The organism is Kluyvera sp. 142486, assembly GCF_046569695.1.
Lineage (GTDB): Bacteria > Pseudomonadota > Gammaproteobacteria > Enterobacterales > Enterobacteriaceae > Kluyvera.
In genome coordinates this window covers 153,218-177,373 of the sequence record NZ_JBKHUI010000006.1, presented here as the reverse complement: position 1 = coordinate 177,373, position 24,156 = coordinate 153,218, and the positions used below count along the sequence as shown (strand labels likewise).

General features: G+C 55.1%; 20 protein-coding genes. 9 read left to right on the top strand and 11 right to left on the bottom strand.

The annotated features are described in order from the left end of the window. The first annotated feature begins 205 nt into the window (after positions 1-205). Positions 206-1,144, top strand: a complete 939-nt coding sequence (gene mdh, locus ACLGE8_RS09240) for a malate dehydrogenase (RefSeq protein ID WP_410998068.1) — start codon at positions 206-208, stop codon at positions 1,142-1,144. A gap of 54 nt (positions 1,145-1,198) precedes the next feature. Here the strand turns inward: mdh and degS are convergent, their stop codons facing one another. The 3 genes from degS to zapG all read right to left on the bottom strand — a co-directional run bounded on the left by degS (position 1,199) and on the right by zapG (position 4,382). Beyond that, on the bottom strand, positions 1,199-2,266 hold the full coding sequence (gene degS / locus ACLGE8_RS09235; RefSeq protein ID WP_410998066.1) for an outer membrane-stress sensor serine endopeptidase DegS: 1,068 nt from the start codon (positions 2,264-2,266) through the stop codon (positions 1,199-1,201). 202 nt (positions 2,267-2,468) lie between these two features. Beyond that, on the bottom strand, positions 2,469-3,845 hold the full coding sequence (degQ, locus tag ACLGE8_RS09230) for a serine endoprotease DegQ (protein ID WP_410998064.1): 1,377 nt from the start codon (positions 3,843-3,845) through the stop codon (positions 2,469-2,471). A gap of 138 nt (positions 3,846-3,983) precedes the next feature. Then, complete coding sequence (zapG, locus tag ACLGE8_RS09225) at positions 3,984-4,382, bottom strand: Z-ring associated protein ZapG (protein ID WP_035891191.1); 399 nt, start codon at positions 4,380-4,382, stop codon at positions 3,984-3,986. A 198-nt stretch (positions 4,383-4,580) separates the two neighbouring features. Here zapG and zapE point away from each other — a divergent pair, with 198 nt between their 5' ends. The 5 genes from zapE to sspB all read left to right on the top strand — a co-directional run bounded on the left by zapE (position 4,581) and on the right by sspB (position 8,268). Next, positions 4,581-5,711 (top strand): cell division protein ZapE, encoded by a 1,131-nt coding sequence (zapE, locus tag ACLGE8_RS09220; RefSeq protein ID WP_410998062.1) that lies wholly within the window; start codon positions 4,581-4,583, stop codon positions 5,709-5,711. 277 nt (positions 5,712-5,988) lie between these two features. Then, a complete protein-coding gene (gene rplM, locus ACLGE8_RS09215) occupies positions 5,989-6,417 on the top strand; it encodes a 50S ribosomal protein L13 (RefSeq protein ID WP_185667784.1) in 429 nt (142 codons plus the stop codon). A gap of 15 nt (positions 6,418-6,432) precedes the next feature. Continuing rightward, entirely contained in the window at positions 6,433-6,825 is a 393-nt protein-coding gene (gene rpsI / locus ACLGE8_RS09210; protein ID WP_000829818.1) for a 30S ribosomal protein S9, read from the top strand. 299 nt (positions 6,826-7,124) lie between these two features. Continuing rightward, positions 7,125-7,763 (top strand): stringent starvation protein SspA, encoded by a 639-nt coding sequence (gene sspA, locus ACLGE8_RS09205; protein WP_185667785.1) that lies wholly within the window; start codon positions 7,125-7,127, stop codon positions 7,761-7,763. A gap of 4 nt (positions 7,764-7,767) precedes the next feature. Then, on the top strand, positions 7,768-8,268 hold the full coding sequence (gene sspB / locus ACLGE8_RS09200; RefSeq protein WP_410998059.1) for a ClpXP protease specificity-enhancing factor: 501 nt from the start codon (positions 7,768-7,770) through the stop codon (positions 8,266-8,268). A 36-nt stretch (positions 8,269-8,304) separates the two neighbouring features. Here the strand turns inward: sspB and ACLGE8_RS09195 are convergent, their stop codons facing one another. The 3 genes from ACLGE8_RS09195 to gltB all read right to left on the bottom strand — a co-directional run bounded on the left by ACLGE8_RS09195 (position 8,305) and on the right by gltB (position 15,488). Then, complete coding sequence (locus ACLGE8_RS09195; RefSeq protein WP_410998057.1) at positions 8,305-9,390, bottom strand: PDDEXK nuclease domain-containing protein; 1,086 nt, start codon at positions 9,388-9,390, stop codon at positions 8,305-8,307. Between the two features lie 209 nt (positions 9,391-9,599). Further along, positions 9,600-11,018 carry a glutamate synthase subunit GltD gene (gltD, locus tag ACLGE8_RS09190; RefSeq protein WP_410998055.1) on the bottom strand — a complete coding sequence of 473 codons (1,419 nt, stop codon included), beginning with the start codon at positions 11,016-11,018 and terminating at the stop codon, positions 9,600-9,602. Positions 11,019-11,027: 9 nt separating this feature from the next. Next, on the bottom strand, positions 11,028-15,488 hold the full coding sequence (gltB, locus tag ACLGE8_RS09185) for a glutamate synthase large subunit (RefSeq protein WP_410998053.1): 4,461 nt from the start codon (positions 15,486-15,488) through the stop codon (positions 11,028-11,030). A 685-nt stretch (positions 15,489-16,173) separates the two neighbouring features. Here gltB and ACLGE8_RS09180 point away from each other — a divergent pair. The 3 genes from ACLGE8_RS09180 to mtgA all read left to right on the top strand — a co-directional run bounded on the left by ACLGE8_RS09180 (position 16,174) and on the right by mtgA (position 20,588). Beyond that, positions 16,174-17,097, top strand: a complete 924-nt coding sequence (locus tag ACLGE8_RS09180; protein WP_410998051.1) for a TIGR01212 family radical SAM protein — start codon at positions 16,174-16,176, stop codon at positions 17,095-17,097. Positions 17,098-17,302: 205 nt separating this feature from the next. Beyond that, positions 17,303-19,642, top strand: coding sequence for an aerobic respiration two-component sensor histidine kinase ArcB (gene arcB / locus ACLGE8_RS09175; RefSeq protein WP_410998049.1), 2,340 nt, complete (start codon positions 17,303-17,305; stop codon positions 19,640-19,642). Positions 19,643-19,868: 226 nt separating this feature from the next. Continuing rightward, complete coding sequence (mtgA, locus tag ACLGE8_RS09170) at positions 19,869-20,588, top strand: monofunctional biosynthetic peptidoglycan transglycosylase (RefSeq protein ID WP_368299563.1); 720 nt, start codon at positions 19,869-19,871, stop codon at positions 20,586-20,588. 111 nt (positions 20,589-20,699) lie between these two features. Here mtgA and npr read toward each other — a convergent pair whose 3' ends face one another. Genes npr through rpoN form a run of 5 tightly spaced genes read right to left on the bottom strand, consistent with a single transcriptional unit; the run spans position 20,700 to position 24,144 of the window. Further along, positions 20,700-20,972, bottom strand: coding sequence for a PTS phosphocarrier protein NPr (gene npr, locus ACLGE8_RS09165; protein ID WP_185667791.1), 273 nt, complete (start codon positions 20,970-20,972; stop codon positions 20,700-20,702). Beyond that, complete coding sequence (gene rapZ, locus ACLGE8_RS09160) at positions 20,969-21,823, bottom strand: RNase adapter RapZ (protein ID WP_035891172.1); 855 nt, start codon at positions 21,821-21,823, stop codon at positions 20,969-20,971. The genes npr and rapZ overlap by 4 nt, the downstream gene beginning before the upstream one ends. Before the next feature lie 33 nt (positions 21,824-21,856). Then, positions 21,857-22,345 (bottom strand): PTS IIA-like nitrogen regulatory protein PtsN, encoded by a 489-nt coding sequence (gene ptsN / locus ACLGE8_RS09155; RefSeq protein ID WP_035891171.1) that lies wholly within the window; start codon positions 22,343-22,345, stop codon positions 21,857-21,859. Between the two features lie 55 nt (positions 22,346-22,400). Next, positions 22,401-22,688, bottom strand: coding sequence for a ribosome hibernation promoting factor (gene hpf / locus ACLGE8_RS09150; RefSeq protein ID WP_185667793.1), 288 nt, complete (start codon positions 22,686-22,688; stop codon positions 22,401-22,403). Between the two features lie 22 nt (positions 22,689-22,710). Then, positions 22,711-24,144 carry an RNA polymerase factor sigma-54 gene (rpoN, locus tag ACLGE8_RS09145; RefSeq protein WP_410998046.1) on the bottom strand — a complete coding sequence of 478 codons (1,434 nt, stop codon included), beginning with the start codon at positions 24,142-24,144 and terminating at the stop codon, positions 22,711-22,713. Between the last annotated feature and the right edge of the window lie 12 nt (positions 24,145-24,156).

The following is a 24,156-nucleotide window of genomic DNA, read 5'->3' as shown; positions in this document are numbered from 1 at the left end:
GTAGATAGACCTTTTTCTGGGAGTAGTGCGGTAACGCCAGCAATGCTGCTGGAGACTCCGCATTCTGTAAGCAATTATATTGTAATTAATTACCTTGTGAATTAAGGTCGCCGCAACGGAGTAACAACAGGTATCTCTTGCGTCGGTTATGCGGTCCACGACAGGTTATTACCTGAATGTCATTAACCATAATAAGGAGTTTAGGATGAAAGTCGCAGTCCTTGGTGCCGCCGGCGGTATTGGCCAGGCGCTTGCCCTACTACTAAAGACCCAACTGCCTTCAGGTTCAGAACTCTCCCTCTATGATATTGCCCCCGTCACGCCTGGCGTGGCTGTCGATCTCAGCCATATTCCTACTGATGTGAACATCAAAGGTTTCTCTGGTGAAGATGCGACGCCTGCGCTGGAAGGGGCGGATGTTGTCCTGATCTCTGCTGGGGTAGCACGTAAGCCCGGTATGGATCGCTCCGATCTGTTCAACGTTAACGCCGGGATTGTCAAAAACCTGGTGCAACAAATCGCTAAAACCGCGCCTAAAGCCTGCATTGGTATCATTACCAACCCGGTCAACACCACCGTGGCGATCGCCGCTGAGGTGCTGAAAAAGGCGGGTGTGTACGACAAAAATAAACTGTTCGGCGTGACCACGCTGGATATCATCCGCTCCAATACCTTCGTCGCTGAACTGAAAGGTAAAAAATGCGGCGACGTCGAGGTCCCGGTTATCGGCGGCCACTCTGGCGTCACGATTCTTCCTTTATTGTCGCAAATCCCAGGGGTCAGTTTCTCCGAGCAGGAAGTTAATGACCTGACCAAGCGTATCCAGAATGCGGGTACCGAAGTGGTGGAAGCCAAAGCCGGCGGCGGGTCAGCTACGCTCTCCATGGGCCAGGCCGCAGCGCGCTTTGGGCTGTCTCTGGTTCGCGCCTTGCAGGGCGAGAAAGGGGTGGTTGAGTGCGCCTATGTTGAAGGCGACGGCGAATACGCCCGCTTCTTCTCACAGCCGCTGCTGCTGGGCAAAAATGGGATTGAAGAACGTCAGTCTATTGGCAAACTGAGCGCTTACGAACAGCAGGCGCTGGAAGGGATGCTGGATACGCTGAGAAAAGATATTCAGCTTGGTGAAGATTTTATTAACAAATAAGATCTGAGCGCTGAATATAACAAAGGGGCCGATGGCCCCTTTGCTTTTGGTTATTTAGTTCGACGCCGGATATTCCTGAATCGTCACCTGCATCGTCAGCTTCTTATCTTCACGCATCACCACCACCGGGATTACTGAACCTGGGCGGATCTCCGCGACCTGGTCCATGGTTTCCAGTGCGGAAACTGCCGGTTTACCGTTCACCGAGATAATCACATCGTTATTCTGAATACCTGCCTGCGCGGCCGGGCCGTCCGGGGCGATTTCGTTAACCACAATCCCCTGAATCTGATCGATAGCGCCGCCCTGCGCGCGCAGCGGCGCAATTTCACGGCCGCTAATGCCGATAAAGCCACGGATTACGCGACCGTCCCGGATGAGCTTATCCATAATTTTGGTCGCCAGCTGGAACGGGATGGCAAAGCTCAACCCTTCCGGCGTCTCGCCGTCGTTGCTCTTATCGAAAGAGAGGGTGTTGATACCCATCAGTTCGCCCAGCGAGTTAACCAGCGCGCCGCCGGAGTTACCGTGGTTGATGGAGGCATCGGTTTGCAGGAAGTTCTGTCGGCCGCTTGGGTTCAGGCCGATACGACCGGTGGCGCTAATAATCCCCTGGGTGATGGTCTGACCGAGGTTATAAGGGTTACCGATAGCCAGCACCACGTCGCCGATGTGCGGTACGCGGGTCGGGTTAATCGGAATCACCGGCAGACCGCCGGTGGCGTTAATTTTGAGTACCGCGAGGTCGGTCAGGCTATCGGAGCCAACCAGCAGCGCTTCAAACACCCGGCCGTCCTGCAGGGCGACGATAATCTGGTCCGCATCGTTGATCACATGCTTGTTGGTAATGATGTATCCGCGCTGATCCATAATCACGCCGGAGCCGAGCGTTTTAATCTCCAGTTGACTGTGGGTGCTACTGTTCAGGCTGCGGTTATAGACGTTAACCACCGCAGGCGCGGCACGGCGCACCGCTGAATTATAGCTGGCAGGCGTTTCGTCCGTGCTGCTAAAGCGCTGAGTGGCTAATGGATTCCACTGGCGCAGAGAGGGGACGGTCACAATCAATATGCCGCCAACCAGTAAACCTAGTGCGACGGAACGTAAGAGCTTTAGAAGCATGATACAGGCATCGTTGATGAGGAAACTGGGCGAAGCATACCACGAGTTCACCGTATACACTTCATCCTTCAAGCCGTCTCTGCGTTGGCTGCGTTCATTCACCCCAGTCACGTACTTATGTACGCTCCTGGGGGTCATTCACTTGCCGCCTTGATACAACTTGAATGATTTTGTGTATAAGGCCATACCCGATTTCCGAGGATTAGCGCATAAGCAGGTAAATGCTCTCGTTACCGCGCATAACGTTGAGTGCAATCACCGCTGGTTTGGTTTCCAGCACCTTACGCAGTTCGGCAATCGAAGTCGTCTGCTCACGGTTGATGCCGATAATGACGTCATCTTTATGCAGACCCACCTGAGCGGCCGGGCTGCCTTTCTCGACGTTGGAAATCACCACCCCTTTGGTGCCGCTTTTCGCCTGACCATCGCTCAGGGTTGCCCCTTCCAGCGCGGGGATAATCAGCTGGGCGCTGGCGGTGGACGAGGTGCTCTTATCCAGCGTGACTTCAACTTCCAGCGGTTTGCCGTCGCGCAGCAGGCCCAGCTTCACCTTCGAACCCGGTTCGGTCGTGGCAATGCGGGAGCGCAGTTCGGCGAAGCTGTTCAGCGGCTTACCGTTCAGGCTGGTGATCACGTCACCGGATTTAATGCCGGCTTTAGCTGAGCCTGAGTTTGGCAGCACTTCGCTGACGAAGGCGCCGCGCTGCACGTCAAGATTAAACGCTTTCGCGATATCGGCGGTCATTTCCATACCGCGGATGCCCAGCAGGCCGCGTTTGATTTCACCAAATTGAATCAGCTGCTGTGCCAGGGTCTGCGCCATATTGCTTGGGATGGCAAAACCGATGCCTATGCTGCCGCCGCCGGGCGCCAGAATAGCGGTATTGATGCCAATCAGTTCGCCGTTCAGGTTGAGCAGCGCGCCGCCGGAGTTACCGCGGTTAATGGCGGCATCGGTCTGAATAAAGTTTTCCAGCCCTTCAAGATTCAGGCCGCTACGACCCAGCGCCGAGACAATCCCGGAGGTCACGGTCTGACCAAGACCAAATGGGTTGCCGACGGCGACCGCGAAATCACCGACTCGCAGGTTATCGGAGTTGGCAATCGCAATTTGCGTCAGGTGGCTGGCTTTCTGGATTTGCAGCAGGGCGATGTCGCTTTGGTCGTCGCTGCCGATAAGCTTGGCTTCAAATTCGCGGCCATCGTTAAGCTGGACGCTGATCTTCTGTGCGTCGCTCACCACATGGTTGTTGGTCAGCACGTAGCCTTTGATGGCATCGATGATGACCCCGGAGCCCAGTCCTTCAAACTGCTGGGTGGGTTCATTGGCCGGGTTACTACCATCATCGCCAAAGAATTTCTTCAGCTCATCCGGAACCTGCTGATTCACCGGCGCGGTACCCTCAACCTTCACGCTCACCACGGCGGGCAGCACTTTCTCCAGCATCGGCGCGAGGCTTGGCAAGGCACCCTGGCCAGGAACCTGCGTAGGCAGCGAGGCCAGTACCGGAGCGGGTACGGCGAGTGATAACCCGATGCTTAACGCCAGTGCACTTAACAGTAAAGTCGATTTCTTCATTGATGCTGGCCCTCATGACCCTGTATGCAAGGACAATACTTCCCGAAAAGACTGATGTTATTGAAGTAAATATAGTCGGCGTGAGCAGAAGAGGACGGGCGCAAATGATGCGCCCGTGAAATATTTATGGAATGCAGATTAATCGCGTTTTGCGCTGCCGCGCAGCAGGCCGGATGCGCCGTCAGAATAGTCGCGCGGCATCTGAACCGGTGCCTGGTCGTTACCCGCTTCGGATTCGGCCAGACGGTTACGGAACGGGTTGGCGTCTGGAGACATGCCCGGCAGCAGGTTGCTGGAGCTTTTCGCCATGTGCTGATAAATCTGGCGGTAGTCGTCTGCCATGTTATCAAGCAGTTCCGCGCTGCGGGCGAAATGGCTGACCAGCTCTTCGCGATACTCTTCCAGCTCGGCTTTGTTTTTCTCCAGCTCGTACTGCAACGCCTGCTGCTGACGTAATTTGCTATTACCAAAACGCATGGCCACGGCACCGATGATGATACCGACAACTAACCCAATTAGCGCGTATTCCCAGGTCATGAACATCTCCCGTTGTTTTATAGTTCCATAGGGTATTGGCAGCTTCGGCAGCTCCATGCCAGCGCCCGATAGTGCCACTATAACCGCTAATCCCGTAGAAGTGGAATCCTGACGCATCATCGCGTAGTGTAGAACGGACTTTTTTTAGTCAATCGTGAAGTAAGACATACCGGTTTTCAAAGGAATAACAATTAGATCATGCGAAGCCAGTCCCCCACATCGCGCTATCTTCAGGCTCTTGAAGAGGGCAGTCATCAACCCGATGACGTTCAACGTGAGGCGGTCAACCGCCTCGACACTATTTACCAGGAACTGCAAAACAAAACGCCCGCACCTGCACCTGCCTCGGGTGGTGGCCTGCGCGCGCGCTTTGGTAAGCTGCTGGGTAAGAAAGAGACTGACACCCCGCATGCGGTGCGCGGCCTTTATATGTGGGGCGGCGTCGGGCGCGGCAAAACCTGGCTGATGGATATGTTCTATCAGAGTCTGCCGGGCACGCGTAAACAGCGTCTGCACTTCCACCGCTTTATGCTGCGGGTGCACGAAGAGCTGGGCGAATTACAAGGGCACAGCGACCCGCTGGAAATCGTCGCCGAACGGTTTAAAGCGGAAACAGACGTGCTGTGCTTCGATGAGTTTTTTGTTTCCGATATCACCGATGCCATGTTGCTCGGCGGCCTGATGAAGGCGCTGTTTGCCCGCGGTATTACGCTGGTGGCGACCTCTAACATTCCGCCGGATGAACTCTACCGCAACGGCCTGCAGCGTGCGCGTTTCCTGCCGGCGATTGAGGCGATTAAAGAACACTGCGATATCATGAACGTTGATGCAGGTATCGACTACCGTTTGCGCACGTTAACGCAGGCTCATCTGTGGCTATCACCGCTGAATGCCGATACGCGTCAGCAGATGAACACGCTGTGGCTAGCGCTGGCGGGTACCACGCAGCAGAACCAGACGACGCTGGAGATTAACCACCGTCAGTTGCCGACCCTGGGCGTTGAGAATCAGACGCTGGCGGTGTCGTTCACCACGCTGTGCGTCGATGCACGCAGCCAGCACGACTACATCGCGCTCTCGCGTTTGTTCCACACCGTGATGCTCTATGACGTGCCGATAATGACGCCGCTGCTGGAGAGCGAGGCCCGCCGCTTTATCGCGCTGGTCGATGAGTTCTATGAACGCCATGTGAAGCTGGTGGTCAGCGCCGAGGTGGAGCTTTACAACATCTATCAGGGCGAGCGACTGAAGTTTGAGTTCCAGCGCTGTCTGTCACGTTTGCAGGAAATGCAGAGCGAAGAGTATCTGAAGCGCCCGCACATGCCATAAATGCCACCCTCCTCGTGAAAGAGGAGGGTATCAGGCCGCATATCCCCTGGCCCCGAAAAACCCACGGCAAATCACATAAAGGGGTCGATCTTTGACCCCGACTTCTCTATAATCTTGCGACCCCACGTTACAAGAGAGTTTTTTTCCCAAAACTTTCTCTGCGCCGGCATAGGCTATTCGAAGGGGTAGGTTTGCTGGACAATGTCGTGTGAACCTCAACTGACAAAACGTTTGGGTGTTCACCAACGTGTAACTAATTTATTTGGGTAAGCTTTTAATGAAAACTTTTACAGCTAAACCAGAAACCGTAAAACGCGACTGGTATGTTGTTGACGCGACCGGTAAAACTCTGGGCCGTCTGGCTTCCGAACTGGCTCTGCGCCTGCGCGGTAAGCACAAAGCGGAATACACTCCGCACGTAGATACCGGTGATTACATCATCGTCCTGAACGCTGACAAAGTTGCTGTAACCGGCAACAAGCGTACTGACAAAGTGTACTATCGTCACACTGGCTACGTCGGTGGTCTTAAAGAAGCGACCTTTGAAGAGATGATTGCTCGCCATCCTGAGCGTGTGATTGAAATCGCGGTTAAAGGCATGCTGCCAAAAGGCCCGCTGGGTCGTGCAATGTTCCGTAAACTGAAAGTTTACGCGGGTAACGAGCACAACCACGCGGCACAGCAACCGCAAGTTCTTGACATCTAATCGGGATTATAGGCAATGGCTGAAAATCAATACTACGGCACTGGTCGCCGCAAAAGTTCCGCAGCTCGCGTTTTCATCAAACCGGGCAACGGCAAAATCGTTATCAACCAACGTTCTCTGGAACAGTACTTCGGTCGTGAAACTGCCCGCATGGTAGTTCGTCAGCCGCTGGAACTGGTCGACATGGTTGAGAAACTGGATCTGTACATCACTGTTAAAGGTGGTGGTATCTCTGGTCAGGCTGGTGCGATCCGTCACGGTATCACCCGCGCTCTGATGGAGTACGATGAGTCCCTGCGTTCCGAACTGCGTAAAGCTGGCTTCGTTACTCGTGATGCTCGTCAGGTTGAACGTAAGAAAGTCGGCCTGCGTAAAGCACGTCGTCGTCCTCAGTTCTCCAAGCGTTAATTTGTTTCTGCTTCGGCAGACAACAATTGGCGAAAAAAACCCGCTTCGGCGGGTTTTTTTATGCCCGCAAATCGATGGCAGTCGGGCTCTTTTTCCGCTTTTCCAGAATCCCCTCACCACAAGCCGTTCAAAATCTGGTAGACTATCATCCAATTTTCTGCCCAAATGCGCGCGATTGTTCATTTTTTGTTTAATTCGTGAACGAGAATGTTGTTCAGCGTGCAGATAGGGCTAATCATCTGGCTAGCCGCCGTTGTGGCTGGTAGCAGTAAAAATTCTGAATATACCTGGAGGTTTTCATGGCTGTCGCTGCCAACAAACGTTCGGTAATGACGCTGTTTTCTGGTCCTACTGACATCTATAGCCATCAGGTCCGCATCGTGCTGGCTGAGAAAGGCGTCAGCTTTGAGATAGAGCACGTGGAAAAGGACAATCCACCGCAGGATCTGATTGACCTCAACCCGAATCAAAGCGTACCGACACTGGTGGATCGTGAACTGACTCTGTGGGAGTCACGCATCATTATGGAATATCTGGATGAGCGTTTCCCTCATCCGCCGCTGATGCCTGTTTATCCGGTCGCACGTGGTGAAAGCCGCCTGTATATGCACCGTATTGAGAAAGACTGGTACTCACTGATGAACACGGTGATGAACGGCTCCGCTGCTCAGGCAGACGCTGCGCGTAAACAGCTGCGTGAAGAGCTGCTGGCAATTGCGCCGGTCTTTACCCAGAAGCCGTTCTTCCTGAGCGATGAGTTCAGCATCGTCGATTGCTACCTGGCTCCACTGCTGTGGCGTCTACCGGTAATGGGCATTGAGCTTGTCGGCGCAGGTGCGAAAGAGCTGAAAGGCTATATGACTCGCGTCTTTGAGCGTGACTCTTTCCTCGCATCCTTAACGGAAGCCGAGCGCGAAATGCGCCTTGGCCGGGGTTAATTGAATGGAAGTATCTCAGCTTTCCCCACGCCGTCCGTACCTGCTGCGTGCGTTCTACGAGTGGCTGCTGGATAACCAGCTGACGCCACATCTGGTGGTCGATATCATGATGCCAGGCGTGAATGTACCGATGGAGTACGCGCGTGATGGACAGATCGTGTTGAACATCGCACCACGTGCGGTGGGCAACCTTGAGCTGGCCAACGATGAAGTGCGCTTCAACGCGCGCTTCGGCGGCGTACCGCGTCAGGTTTCCGTCCCGCTGGCCGCCGTGCTGGCTATCTATGCCCGTGAGAACGGTGCCGGAACCATGTTTGAACCTGAAGCTGCATATGATGAGAATGCAGAAAGCTTCAATGATGATGAAGACGTGGATAACGGTGGAAGCGAAACGGTGATGTCAGTGATTGATGGCGATAAGCCCGATATCAGCGATGACAACGACCCGGATGATACACCGCCGCCGCCTCGCGGTGGGCGCCCAGCGCTCCGCGTAGTGAAGTAAGATGAGAACAGGCCCTTTAGGGCCTGTTTTGTTATGTCAGTCAGACAGGGAGTTACCCCGCGCGGCCAATGCTCTTTGCGAACGAATTAGCTCATCTGCTAGCAGTTTTTCATCAGGCAACTGGATTCTGTATTCGCTTGCCATCACGGTGTTGGGCAGACCGTTCAGTGAGTAGTGTGCTTCTCCAGCCCCTTTCTCCGCACACAGAATGAGCCCCACGGGGGGATTTTCTCCCGGCATAGTCCAGTGCTCTTTGGCATAGTTCAGGTACATATTCATTTGCCCTGCATCGGCATAGCTGAATTTGCCTACTTTCAGGTCGATAACCAACAGACAACGTAATTTTCGGTGGAAAAATAGCAGGTCGACGCGAAACCAGCTGTCGTCAATCCGCAAGCGACGCTGACGTCCTACAAACGCAAAGTCATCGCCCAGTTCCAGCATAAAGTCCATCAGATGGTTTATGAGCGCTTTTTCAAGATCAGACTCTGAATACTCGTCCTTCAGGTTTAAAAACTCCAGAATGAAAGGGTCGCGCAGTGCCTGTTCCGGTAAAACCTCGGGGACAGAAGGCACACCCTGTTGCAGCATGGCTGGTTTGTCATGGGATAGCAGTGTCCGCTCGTAAAACTGCGTGGCAATTTGCCGCTCTAGCTGTCGTACCGACCAGCCGTTACGTAATGTCTCTTTTTCATAAAATTGACGGGCATTAGCGTCTTTGACTGACAGTAAACGGATATAGGCTGACCACGGAAGAGGGAAAGCTCGGGCAAGCTGTATCAGACGCGAAGATTCTGCAGACACTGTCTGCAGAATTTCAACTTCTTGAAAATAGAGATAAAATGTTCTTATCTGCCACAGGTTTCTGCTAGAAAACCCACGTTTATACCGCTGAGTTAAATCCACCGATAAACGTTCAATCAGTCGAGTGCCGTAGGCCGCCCGCGCTTCACCATTCTGCTCAAACTCGACAATTCGTCGGCCAATTTCCCAATAGGTTGCCGTCATCAGGGCGTTGATGCTGCGGACGGTCTCGGTGCGTGCTGTGTCCAGTAGTCGGATAATACCGTCATGGATTTGCTGATAATCCTCAGCGGGCTGAAGTGATGTTGGTATAGTCATGTCATCCCTGATGCGATAGTGGCGAAATAAAAGGTATCGCAACCAATACGCTTCAGGCATTGCTGGGTCAATCCAGGGGGGCGGTATTACATTGAGTTACATCCGCGTTTGCGAGCCGCTTTCAAAGAAGGCATTAGAGAGTATTTAGCAGGGAAATACAGGCTCCCCATCCACAAGCGTAACGCTTTGGCAGGGGAGCCGGAACGGTTTTACACTTCCAGGTAGTTCATGATTCCTTCAGCCGCCTTACGGCCTTCGGCAATCGCCGTCACTACCAGATCGGAACCGCGCACGATGTCACCACCGGCGAAGATTTTCGGATTGCTGGTCTGGAAAGCGTTTTCGTGGCCTTCAGGCGCAATGACGCGGCCCTGAGAATCCAGCTCAACGCTGTGCTTCGCCAGCCATTCCATGCTGTGTGGACGGAAGCCAAACGCCATGACGACGGCATCGGCTGGCACCACGTGCTCGGATCCGGCAACGATCTCCGCGCGACGGCGGCCTTTCGCATCCGGCTGACCCATTTCGGTACGCGCCATTTTGACGCCGCTGACCTTGCCATTAGCGTTCACTTCAACGCCCAGAGGCTGGACGTTAAACTGGAATTCCACGCCTTCTTCACGCGCGTTTTTCACTTCGCGTTTTGAACCCGGCATGTTCTCTTCGTCACGACGGTAGGCACAGGTCACGTGCGTTGCACCCTGGCGAATAGAGGTGCGCACGCAGTCCATCGCGGTATCACCGCCGCCCAGCACCACCACGCGCTTGCCTTCCATGCTGACATACGGCTCTTCGGCGGTTTCGCCGAAGCCCATAATCTGCTTGGTATTGGCAATCAGGAACGGCAGGGCGTCGAATACGCCGGAAGCGTCTTCGTTCTCCAGGCCGCCGCGCATCGACTGATAGGTGCCCACGCCGAGGAACACAGCATCGTAATCCTTCAGCAGGTCATCCAGTTGAACGTCGCGGCCCACTTCAACGTTGAGTTTGAACTCAATCCCCATGCCGGTGAAGATCTCACGGCGGCGGGTCATCACCTCTTTTTCCAGCTTGAAGGCTGGGATACCGAAGGTCAGCAGACCGCCGATTTCAGGGTGACGGTCAAAGACCACGGCTTTCACGCCGTTACGGGTCAGCACGTCAGCGCACGCCAGGCCCGCTGGGCCCGCGCCGATGATGGCGACTTTCTTGTCGGTCTGCTTCACGCCGGTCATATCCGGGCGCCAGCCCATCTCGAACGCTTTATCGTTGATATAGCGTTCGATGTTGCCGATGGTGACCGCGCCAAACTCGTCGTTCAGCGTACAGGAACCTTCGCACAGACGGTCCTGTGGACAAACGCGCCCGCAGACTTCTGGCAGGGTGTTGGTCTGGTGTGACAGCTCGGCGGCTTCAAAAATACGCCCTTCGTTGGCCAGCTTCAGCCAGTTCGGGATGTAGTTGTGTACCGGACATTTCCACTCACAGTAAGGGTTACCGCAGGACAGGCAGCGGTCTGCCTGTGCTTTGGCCTGGCCTTCGGAAAACGGCTCGTAGATCTCAATAAACTCGATCTTACGGATCTTCAGCGGTTTCTTTGGCGGATCAACGCGCTGCAGGTCGATAAATTGATAAACGTTCTGACTCATGATGACCTCTTACTGCGCCTGCACACGCAGCTCAGCTGCGCTACGACTACGGTGACCCAACAGGGCTTTCACATCACTGGACTTCGGCTTAACCAGCGCGAACTTCGCGGAGTAAGTCTCCCAGTGCGCCAGGATCTCTTCGCCACGGGAAGAACCGGTCAGCTGCACATGCTCGGTAATCAGACCGCGCAGGTGCTCTTCGTGAATGGCCAGCGTGTCGACGTCCAGCACTTCCACCAGTTCCGGGTTCACGCGTTTGCGGAAATCACCGTCTTCATCCAGTACGTAGGCGAAGCCGCCAGTCATACCAGCACCGAAGTTGACGCCCGTTTTGCCCAGCACGCAGACGATACCGCCGGTCATGTATTCACAACCGTTGTCGCCGATGCCTTCTACCACGGTAATCGCCCCGGAGTTACGCACGCCGAAACGTTCACCCGCACGGCCTGCGGCGTACAGACGACCGCCGGTCGCGCCGTACAGACAGGTGTTGCCGATGATGCTCGCCTCAAAGCTGCGGAAGGATGAACCCACCGGAGGGCGAATCGCCAGCAGACCGCCCGCCATGCCTTTACCGACATAGTCGTTGGCATCGCCGGTCAGGTACAGCTCAACGCCGCCTGCGTTCCATACACCGAAGCTCTGGCCCGCGGTACCGCTGAAGTGCGCTTTGATTGGGTCCGCTGCCAGCCCCTGGTCGCCGTGCGTTTGGGCAATGTAGCCAGACAGCGATGCGCCAACGGAACGGTCAGTGTTGCGGATATCAAACCAGAAGGTTTTGCTCTGGCGCTCATCCACAAACGGTTTTGCCTGCTGCAGCAGCTGCGCGTTCAGCACGCCGTTATCAAACGGCGGGTTGTTCTCGGTGCAGTACAGCGCTTTGCCAGGATGTGGCTGCGCGGTTTCCAGCAGGCGAGACAGCTCCAGTTTCTGCTGCTTGGCGGTGAAGCCATCCAGCTCTTTGAGCAGGTCGGTGCGGCCAATCAGGTCAACGAGGCGGGTTACGCCCAGTTCAGCCATCAGCTCGCGCACTTCACGGGCGATGAATTCAAAGTAGTTGGTCACTTTGAACGGCAGGCCGTGGTAGTGGTTCTTACGCAGTTTCTCATCCTGAGTTGCTACGCCGGTAGCGCAGTTGTTCAGGTGGCAAATACGCAGGTATTTACAGCCCAGCGCCACCATTGGCCCGGTACCGAAGCCGAAGCTTTCTGCACCGAGGATTGCCGCTTTAATGATGTCGACGCCCGTTTTCAGGCCGCCGTCCACCTGCAGACGAATCTTGTGACGCAGGCCGTTTGCAACCAGCGCCTGCTGCGTTTCAACCAGACCCAGTTCCCACGGGCAGCCTGCGTACTTCACGGAGGAGAGTGGGCTTGCACCGGTGCCGCCGTCGTAGCCAGCGATGGTGATAAGGTCGGCATAGGCTTTTGCCACGCCGGTTGCGATGGTGCCCACGCCCGGTTCGGAAACCAGCTTCACGGAGATCATCGCTTTCGGGTTGACCTGTTTCAGGTCGAAAATCAGCTGCGCCAGATCCTCGATAGAGTAAATATCGTGGTGTGGCGGAGGTGAAATCAGCGTCACGCCCGGTACGGAGTAGCGCAGTTTGGCGATGTACGGGGTGACTTTATCACCCGGCAGCTGGCCGCCTTCACCTGGCTTCGCGCCCTGGGCAACTTTAATCTGAATCACGTCAGCGTTAACCAGGTACGCTGGCGTCACGCCAAAGCGACCGGAAGCCACCTGCTTGATGCGTGACACTTTGTTGGTGCCGTAACGCGCCGGGTCTTCGCCGCCTTCGCCGGAGTTCGAGTTGCCGCCGATGCTGTTCATTGCTTCGGCCAGCGCTTCGTGTGCTTCCGGGCTCAGTGCGCCGATAGACATCGCAGCGGTATCGAAACGCTTGAACAGGTCGCTTGCTGGCTCAACGTCGGCCAGGTTGACGGTTTCACCGTTCGGGCTAATCGCCAGTAGGTCGCGCAGCGTTGCTGCAGGGCGGTTGTTCACCAGCTCTGCATATTCTTTGTAATCGCTGTATTCGCCGCTCTGTACCGCCTGTTGCAGGGTGCGTACCACGTCCGGGTTGTAGGCGTGGTATTCGCCACCGTGGACGTACTTCAGCAGGCCGCCCTGTTCCAGCGGTTTACGCGCCAGCCAGGCACGCTTCGACAGGTTCAGCAAATCTTGCTGGAAGTCATCGAACGACGCGCCGCCGATGCGACTCACCACGCCCTGGAAGCAGTTATCGACCACATCATCGTGCAGGCCGACCGCTTCAAACAGCTTGGAGCAACGGTAAGACGCGATGGTCGAGATGCCCATTTTGGACATGATCTTGTACAGGCCTTTGTTGATGCCGTTACGGTAGTTCAGCATCACCGTGCGGTAGTCTTTCTCGATAGCATGCGTATCGATGAGACGACCCAGGGTTTCATAAGCCAGGTACGGGTAGATAGCCGTGGCGCCAAAGCCGAGCAGCACCGCAAAGTGGTGCGGGTCACGGGCGCTAGCGGTTTCGACGATGATGTTGGCATCGCAGCGCAGGCTCTTATCAACCAGACGGGTCTGGATAGCGCCTACCGCCATCGGTGCCGGTACCGGCAGACGATTTTTAGCGATGTTACGGTCAGAGAGCACCAGCAGTACGGTACCGTTACGGACCATCTGTTCGGCTTTATCGCACAGCGCTTTCACCGTCTCTTCGAGGTTGGTTTCCGTCACATCGAAGGTGATATCCAGCGTGTCGGCGCGGTAGTGCTCCTCTTTCATCGTAGTGAGCTGATTGAAATCGGAGTACAGCAGAATCGGTGATTTGAAGCTCAGGCGGTGCGCCTGGCCTTCTGCTTCGCAGAAGACGTTCATCTCGCGGCCGATGCTGGTCGCCAGCGACATCACGTGTGCTTCACGCAGCGGGTCGATTGGCGGGTTGGTCACCTGCGCAAACTGCTGACGGAAGTAGTCGTAAATGATACGCGGCTGGCTGGAGAGCACGGCGAACGGGGTATCGTCACCCATTGAGCCGACCGCTTCCTGGCCGTTTTCACCGAGTACGCGGATAACGGAATCCAGCTCTTCGGCGCTGTAGTTAAACTGTTTCTGGTAGCTGGCGAGGGTATCGTCGTCCAGCTCACGGCTGCCAACGCGGTCGTCGGCCAGATCTTCAAACGGTACCAGGCGGCGAACGTTCTTCTCCATCCACTCTTTGTACGGGTGGCGGCTTTTCAGATCGTTGTCGGTTTCAGCAGAGTGCAGAATGCGGCCGCTGCGGGTGTCGATAACCATCAGCTCGCCCGGGCCTACGCGGCCTTTTTCGACCACTTCGTCAGGCTGGTAGTCCCAGATGCCGACTTCAGAGGCGCAGGTGATGAGCTTGTCTTTGGTGATGACGTAGCGCGCGGGACGCAGACCGTTACGGTCGAGGTTACAGGCGGCGTAGCGACCGTCAGACATGACGATACCTGCCGGGCCGTCCCACGGCTCCATGTGCATGGAGTTAAAGTCGAAGAACGAACGCAGATCCGGGTCCATATCCGGGTTGTTCTGCCAGGCCGGTGGCACCAGCAGACGCATGGCGCGGATGATGTCCATCCCGCCCGCCAGCAGCAGCTCAAGCATGTTATCCATGGAGCTGGAGTCGGAGCCGGTTTCGTTAACGAACGGCGCGGCGTCGTGGAGATCCGGGATCAGCGGGGTCTGGAACTTATAGGTACGCGCACGTGCCCACTGGCGGTTACCGGTGATGGTGTTGATTTCACCGTTGTGCGCCAGATAGCGGAACGGCTGAGCCAGCGGCCAGCGAGGAACGGTGTTAGTGGAGAAGCGCTGGTGGAACAGGCAGATGGCTGATTCCAGACGCAGGTCCGCAAGGTCCAGGTAGAAGCGCGGCAAATCCGCCGGCATACACAGACCTTTATAGATGTTGACCAGGTTCGACAGGCTACAAACGTAGAAGTCTTTATCTTCCTGGAGGCGTTTTTCGATACGGCGACGGGCGATAAACAGGCGGCGTTCCATATCGCGTGGGCGCCAGCCCGCAGGGGCGTTTACAAAGATTTGTTCAATGCGAGGCAGAGAGGAGAGGGCGATCTCACCCAATACGCCTTCATTGGTTGGCACATCGCGCCAGCCGACGATAGACAGGGTTTCACGCTGCAGTTCTTCTTCTACAACACGGCGAGACGCCGCAGCCAGTTCAGGATCTTTGTTCAGGAACAGCATCCCAACGGCATAGTTTTTCGCTAAGCGCCAGCCGCGTTCTTCGGCGACGATGCGAAAGAAACGGTCAGGTTTTTGCAGCAGCAGGCCACAACCGTCACCGGTTTTACCGTCGGCGAGAATCGCGCCGCGGTGCTGCATTCGGGCCAGTGCGTGTATCGCGGTACGCACTACCTTGTGGCTAGGTTCGCCTTCTATGTGGGCGATCAGGCCGAAACCACAGTTATCCCTCTCAAGGGATTTATCGTACAACATATCAGTGAACCTCCCCAGGCTCTACGGGACGCCCCCTTAATCGATTGCGCGCAAGGCACAGCAAGAGCATGGCGACGGGGTATGGCATTCATCTGCCTAACCTCGCATTCGCCCTCTTTTATCCTTTTCGCGTAGGTCGCACAAGTTTGAGGACTTGCTTAAGAGGGAATCTCAATTACTGCATAAATATGATGAGCAGGCTGCTCATCCAGAAAGCTTCCAGCGGATTCCCAACTTATCGGGAATCGATACATAGGTCAAATGGCAATCTTATTTATACAGAAATGTGCTATAGAGCAATTAACGTGATGATATATAAGAAAAAACAGTCGTTTTGGGCTGGCGTTAAGCGTGCTGAATGGGATTAGCTAGTGTGATCTGTCTCACTATCTGAAAGCGCTGTTTTAATCGTCATGCACTGTTTATATCACGATAAGTAGCATTTAATGCTGGCATGGAGTGTGGGGGTATAGGATCACTCTGTTTTTCAACGACAGATAGATTATTGCAAATTAGGCGCTGAACATAAGTAAAAATAATCTATATGGCTGTGAATGAAATTGCAGTTATTTTGATTGGTTATGCAATGGGGTAAAAGGTCTACATGACGATTGATCCAGGTCATCGCCGATCGAGACTAAAAATGGCAGGCTTGGCCCCTTTCTTCAGGCCGGTCTATCAGATTATGCAGTTACAAAAATTAGTCAATATGTTTGGTGGGGATCTTACGCGTCGTTACGGCGAAAAGGTTCATAAACTGACGCTGCATGGTGGATTTAGCTGTCCTAACCGCGATGGCACCATCGGCCGCGGTGGCTGCACGTTCTGCAACGTGGCCTCGTTCGCCGATGAAGAGCAGCAACATAAGTCGATTGCCGAGCAGCTGGCGCACCAGGCGAACCTGGTGAATCGCGCAAAACGCTACCTGGCCTACTTTCAGGCCTATACCAGCACCTTTGCCGAAGTGCAGGTGCTGCGGTCGATGTACCAGCAGGCCATCAGCCAGGCCAATATCGTCGGGCTGTGCGTCGGTACGCGCCCGGACTGCGTGCCGGAGGCGGTGCTCGACCTGCTGAGTGTATACCACGAGCAGGGCTATGAAGTGTGGCTGGAACTCGGTCTGCAAACGGCACACGATAAAACGCTGCACCGTATTAACCGCGGCCATGATTTTGCCTGCTATCAGAATACCACCCGTCTGGCGCGCGAACGCGGCCTGAAGGTGTGCAGCCACCTGATTGTCGGTCTGCCGGGCGAAGGGCAGCGTGATTGTCTGGAGACGCTCCAGCAGGTAGTTGAAACGGGCGTCGACGGCATTAAGCTGCATCCGCTGCATATCGTTACCGGCAGCATTATGGCGAAAGCCTGGGAAGCCGGGCGTCTGAACGGCATTGCGCTGGACGACTATACGGTCACCGCAGGTGAGATGATTCGCCATACGCCGCCAGAGGTGATTTATCATCGCATTTCCGCCAGCGCCCGCCGACCGACGCTGCTGGCCCCGCTGTGGTGTGAGAACCGCTGGACCGGGATGGTGGAGCTGGATAAATACCTGAATGAGCATGGTGTGCAGGGTTCAGCACTGGGCACACCGTGGGTGCAGCCATAGCGCTATCTGGCACCCCTGTGCGCCTTGCCAGATGGCGGCGTTGCTTTATCCGGCCTACAACAGCAGTGTAGCCCGGCCAAGCGAAGCGCGCCGGGAATGGCTCCGAGGCCCAATTAGTAGATAATCCCCGCATTTTTCTCACAACCTACCGCGCCACGCTCAGAATTGGGTATGATTGAACGACGTTGTCGTTAAGGAATCCCTTATGAAGCAAATCCGTATGCTGGCGCAGTATTACGTCGACCTGATGATGAAGCTGGGTCTGGTACGTTTCTCATTACTGTTGGCGTTGGCGCTGGTGGTACTGGCTATTGTGGTACAGATGGCGGTGACCATGGTGCTGCACGGTCAGGTTGAAAGCATTGATGTTATTCGCTCTATCTTCTTCGGCTTGCTGATTACCCCCTGGGCGGTCTACTTCCTGTCGGTGGTGGTGGAACAGCTGGAAGAGTCCCGACAGCGTCTCTCCCGGTTGGTGGAAAAGCTTGAAGAGATGCGCGAACGCGACCTCAAGCTGAACGTCCAGCTCAAAGACAATATTTCTCAGCTGAATCAGGAAATTAGCGACCGTGAAAAGGCCGAGGCCGAGCGTCTCGCGACGCTCGAACAGCTGCGTATTGAGGTGCAGGAGCGTGAAGAGACGCAGATCCGCCTCGAACAGCAATCTTCTTTCCTGCGCTCCTTCCTCGATGCCTCTCCCGATTTAGTCTTCTATCGCAATGAAGATAAAGAGTTTTCCGGCTGTAACCGTGCGATGGAACTGCTGACGGGCAAAAGCGAGAAGCAGCTGATTCACCTGCACCCGGAAGAGGTTTATGCCCCGGAAGCGGCGGCGAAAGTCATTGAAACCGATGAGAAGGTCTTCCGTCATAACGTCTCACTGACCTACGAACAGTGGCTTGATTACCCTGATGGCCGCAAAGCCTGCTTTGAGATTCGTAAAGTGCCGTACTATGACCGCGTCGGTAAACGCCACGGCCTGATGGGCTTTGGTCGCGATATTACCGAGCGTAAACGCTATCAGGACGCGCTTGAGCGTGCCAGCCGCGACAAGACCACCTTTATCTCCACCATCAGCCACGAGCTGCGCACGCCGCTGAATGGCATCGTCGGCTTGAGTCGCATTCTGCTCGACACCAACCTGACCGCTGAGCAGGAAAAATACCTGAAAACCATTCATGTTTCTGCGGTTACGCTGGGCAATATCTTCAACGATATTATCGACATGGACAAAATGGAACGCCGGAAAGTCCAGTTGGACAACCAGCCGGTCGATTTCACCGGTTTCCTGGCCGATCTGGAAAACCTCTCTGGCCTGCAGGCGCAGCAAAAAGGACTACGCTTCGTGATGGAGCCCACGCTGCCGCTACCGCATAAGGTGATTACCGACGGTACGCGACTGCGCCAGATTCTGTGGAACCTTATCAGCAACGCCGTGAAGTTCACTCAGCAGGGGAGCGTGACGGTGCGCGTGCGCTATGACGCAGGCGACATGCTCCACTTTGAAGTGGAAGACTCCGGTATCGGTATCCCGCAGGAAGAGCAGGATAAAATCTTCGCCATGTATTATCAGGTTAAAGACAGCCAGGGCGGCAAGCCTGCTACCGGAACAGGTATTGGGCTGGCGGTTTCTCGCCGTCTAGCGAAAAGCATGGGCGGCGATATTGAAGTCTCAAGCCAGGCCGGGCATGGCGCCACCTTCACCCTGACGGTGCATGCACCGGCGGTAGCGGAAGAGGTTGAAGATGCATTTGAGGACGATGAGCTGCCGCTGCCGGCACTGCACGTCCTTCTGGTGGAAGATATCGAGTTGAACGTGATTGTGGCCCGCTCGGTGCTTGAGAAGCTGGGTAACAGCGTCGACGTGGCGATGACCGGTAAAGACGCGCTGGAGATGTTTACCCCCGGTGAATATGACCTGGTGCTGCTGGATATCCAGCTGCCGGACATGACCGGGCTGGATATATCCCGCCAGCTCACCAGCAAATACCACGCAGACGATCTGCCGCCGCTGGTGGCACTGACGGCGAACGTGCTGAAAGATAAGAAAGAGTATCTGGAAGCCGGTATGGACGATGTGCTGAGCAAACCGCTCTCGGTACCGGCGTTGACCGCGATGATTAAGAAGTTCTGGGATACCGTTGAAGACGAAGAGGAGAGTGCCGTGACCCCTGTAGAGAGCAGCAAATCACAGCAGTTACTGGATATTCCAATGCTGGAGCAGTACATCGATCTGGTTGGGCCGAAGCTGATTACCGACGGTCTGGCGGTCTTCGAGAAGATGATGCCGGGCTACCTGGCGGTGCTGGAGTCGAACCTGACCGCGCGGGATCAAAAAGGTATCGTTGAGGAAGGTCATAAGATCAAAGGCGCAGCTGGCTCCGTCGGTCTGCGCCACCTGCAGCAACTGGGGCAGCAGATCCAGTCGCCGGATTTACCTGCCTGGTGGGATAACGTGGGTGAATGGGTTGAAGAGATGAAGTCCGAGTGGCAGCAGGACGTCGCGGTGCTGAAAGCGTGGGTAGCGAACGCTGATAAAAAATGACCCCGGCTTGACCGGGGTGCGCGAATACTGCGCCAACACCAGGGAACTGGTGGCTGCGTCAGCTGATTAGCTCTATTTTTTTGTTTTTGACACAACCTGAAATACGATTGCACGCTCAATAAGATAGCAAAACTTAAAATTTTTGTTACGTGAATCAGTAAAATGTGTGAAGCATAACGACTTAATCAGAAATATTAATCGGCGTCAGAGAGTTAGCGTGAAGAAGATGGCTTTGAGGAAGGTAGCGGGGCTAAAACAACTGTTCTGGCGACTACTGCTGCTGCTGGCGCTTTTCTGGGGCGGCGGTATTGCCGCGTTTAGTTTTCTGCCGGTTCCATTCTCCGCAGTGATGATTGAGCGTCAAATTGGCGCCTGGATGACGGGCGACTTTGGCTACGTGGCGCACTCTGATTGGGTTAGCATGGACGCTATCTCACCGTTTATGGGGCTGGCGGTGATCGCCGCTGAGGATCAGAAATTCCCGGATCATTGGGGTTTTGATGTCTCGGCGATAGAGAAAGCGCTGGCGCATAACGAGCGTAATGAAAACCGGATTCGCGGTGCCTCCACGTTGTCGCAGCAGACGGCGAAGAACCTGTTTTTGTGGGACGGGCGCAGCTGGGTACGTAAAGGACTGGAAGCCGGTCTGACGCTGGGTATGGAGACGGTCTGGAGTAAGAAGCGTATTCTGACCGTCTATCTGAATATTGCCGAATTCGGCGACGGTATTTTTGGCGTGGAAGCAGCGTCTCAACGCTATTTCCATAAGCCTGCGAGCAAGCTGACGATGGCGGAAGCCGCGCTGCTAGCCGCGGTGTTGCCTAACCCGATCCGTTTTAAAGCCAGTGCGCCGTCAGGGTATGTGCGCAGCCGTCAGGCGTGGATTTTACGCCAGATGCGTCAGCTGGGCGGTGAAGGGTTTATGCGGGAGAATAAGCTGTATTAGCCGCAGGCTGCGGTGAATTTTGTAGGCCTGATAAGCGTAGCGCCATCAGGCATTGTAAGGCACCGCGGTATTGCCGGATGGCGGCGTAAACGCCTTATCCGGCCTACGAGACTAGTCTTCGTCAAACCCGGCGTTAAACAGCGCAATCACCGCGGCCAGCGCCTCTTCTTCCTGCGGCCCGGTGGCCTCGACCTCAATCTGACGGCCTTTGGCAGAGTCCAGCATCAGCAGCGCAATCACGCTATTCGCCTCCGCTTCGGTCCCTTCATCGTTACGCAGTAGAACCTCAGCGTCGAAATTTTGCATCAACTCAAACAGCTTCATCGCCGGGCGGGCGTGCATGCCCAGCTTATTGGTTATCTCAACGGTCTGCTTTACGGTCATGATTTGCGTTTTTCCAGCGTCCGATGACGAGACTGCACGTTCTTGCCGCGCGAGCGGAAGTAGTCAGCCAGCTGTTCGGCAACGTAGACCGAACGGTGTTTACCGCCGGTACAACCAATCGCCACGGTCAGATAGCTACGGTTATTGGTTTCCAGCATAGGTAACCATAGCTCAAGATAGCTGCGTGTTTGATAGATAAAGTTGTGAACTTCCGTGTGCCTGTCAAGGAACGCGGCTACCGGTTTGTCCAGGCCGGTCATTGGACGCAGCTTAGGATCCCAGTGTGGGTTCGGCAGGAAACGGACGTCGAAGACGTAGTCGGCGTCAATCGGAATGCCGTGCTTGAAGCCGAAGGACTCGAACACCATCGTCAGCTCACGCTCGCGTTTGCCCAGCAGGCGAGTACGCAGCATTTCCGCCAGTTCGTGAACCGACATCTCGGAGGTATCGACGATAAGGTCGGCGCGAGAGCGCAGCGGCTCCAGCAGGTTACTCTCTTCATCAATGGCGCTTTCCAGCGACAGATTCTTACTGGAGAGGGGGTGTAGGCGGCGGGTGTCGCTGTAGCGGCGAATCAGGGTGTTGCGATCGGCATCAAGGAACAACAGTTGCGGGGAGAAGTTATCCGGCAGGTTTTCCATGGCCCGCTCAAAGATTTCCGGTGATTCGGGCATGTTACGCACGTCGATGCTGACGGCGGCCGATATTTCCCGGTCGGCGAGCGTTTTTGCCAGTTCTGGCAGCAGCACGACCGGCAGGTTATCGACGCAGTAAAAGCCCATATCTTCCAGCGCGCGCAAGGCGACCGATTTTCCCGAGCCTGAGCGGCCGCTGACGATCATCAGTACCATGTACCGTTTCTCCTCAGTACGATGTGATGTCCACTATGCATCATCGTGAGTTTCCGTATCGGTGATGATTTGATACAGCTCTTCGTCGCTCTGCGCGGCGCGCAGACGACGGCAAATGGTTTTATCCGCCAGACGTTTTGCCACCAGGGACAGCGTGTGCAGATGGGTTTTGGTCTGGTCTGCCGGCACCAGGAGCGCAAAGAGTAAATCGACGGGCTGATTGTCGATAGCATCAAAGGCGATCGGGGTTTCCAACTGCACAAACACACCAACCGCGCGCAGCGTATCTTCTTCCAGCTTGCCGTGAGGAATAGCGATACCGTTACCAATACCGGTACTGCCCATCTTCTCGCGGGTCAAAATAGCTTCAAAGACCACCTGCGGAGGCAGGCTCAGCTGTTTTGCCGCCAGCTCGCTGATGATTTCCAGCGCACGCTTTTTACTCTGACAGTGCACAGCACTGCGGGTACATTCCTGGTTAAGGACATTGCTCAGTTGAAGAGCCGAATCGTTATTTGTCATAATTTCACCTAAGCATCGCCCGGTATGCGGGCATATCGGGCGACTGCTCGGACAATCAATGTTGTTTTAGTTTGTCTTTATGCTTGTTTAACTGTCTCGCCAGTTTGTCGATCAAACCGTCGATGGCGGCGTACATATCCTTGCCTTCCGCGCTAGCATGAAGTTCGCCCCCGTTAACATGCAACGTTGCATCCGAGATGTGCGTCAATTTCTCCACCTTCAACACAATGTAGACCTGATTGATCCTCTCGAAATACTGTTCGAGCTTAACGAATTTCGTATTCACAAATTCGCGCATCGCATCGGTAATTTCGACGTTGTGTCCAGTGATGTTGAGTTGCATAGTGTCTTCCTTATCAGTTGTGTCAAACCAGCTGTTTACGCTGGTTAGACGGCGGAATGGATAAAGACTCTCGGTACTTTGCAACGGTACGCCGTGCCACCATGATACCCTGTTCAGAGAGCATGGTGGTCAGTTTACTGTCGCTCAGTGGTTTTGCGGGGTTCTCCGCGGCAATTAATTTCTTAACCAGCGCGCGAATCGCCGTGGAAGAGGCTTCGCCGCCGCCCTCGGTACTCACGTGACTGGAGAAGAAATACTTAAGCTCGAAAATGCCTCGTGGGCTATGCAAATACTTTTGCGTGGTAACACGCGAAATCGTGGACTCGTGCATCTCGACGGTCTGGGCGATATCCGCCAGTACCATCGGTTTCATATACTCTTCGCCGAGATCGAAAAAGGCCTGCTGCTGTTCAACGATGCAGCGGCTGACCCGCAGCAGCGTATCGTTACGGCTCTCAAGGCTCTTAATCAGCCATTTTGCGTCCTGCAGGTTGCTGCGGATAAACTGGCTGTCGGCGTCGTTACGGGCGTTGTTGCACATTCCCGCGTAGTGTTGGTTGATCTGCAGACGCGGAATGCTGTCGGCGTTCAGCTCAACGACCCAGCGATCGCTCACTTTGCGCACCAGTACGTCGGGGATCACATACTCCGGTTCGCCGGTCTGGATCGATTGACCCGGGCGCGGATCCAGTGACTGAATCAGATCTACCGCCTCTTTCAACACGTCCTCTTTCAGTCGCGTGACGCGCATCAGCGAACGGAAATCATGGTTGGCGAGCAGATCGAGATGATCGCTGATAATCAAACGGGCTTCAGCGATACGCGGCGTAGTGGGGGAGAACTGGGAAAGTTGGATCAGCAGGCAATCGCGAAGATCTTTGGCGGCGACGCCGACCGGATCGAAGCGTTGGATCCGTTTGAGCACGGCTTCCACTTCATCAAGGCCAACCTCTTCGTCGCCAATGCCTTCAAGAATGTCTTCCACCGTGACGGTGAGGTAGCCGGTATCGTCCACCGCGTCGACTATCGAGGTGGCAATCGCCCGGTCAGTATCGGTGAACGGCGTCAGCTCAACCTGCCACATCAGATAATCCTGAAGCGACTGGGTAGTTTCACCCTGATAAACCGGTAATTCATCGTCCTGATAATCAGCGCCGGTCCCGGAAGGGGTTCCGGCGGTGTAGATTTCATCCCAGCTGGCGTCGAGCGGCAACTCTTCGGGCATATCGGGCTTTTCCAGCGCATCGACGCTGTCCAGCGTTTCGTTATCGACGGTTTCCTGAGTCTCTACTTCTTCGTGAAGATCGGTTTGCTCAAGCAGGGGGTTGCTCTCCAGCGCCTGCTGGAGTTCCTGCTGAAGTTCCAGCGTAGACAGTTGCAGCAGACGGATTGCCTGCTGCAGCTGTGGCGTCATGGCAAGCTGTTGGCTGAGCCTTAATTGCAAACCTTGCTTCATGTTCAGAACGAA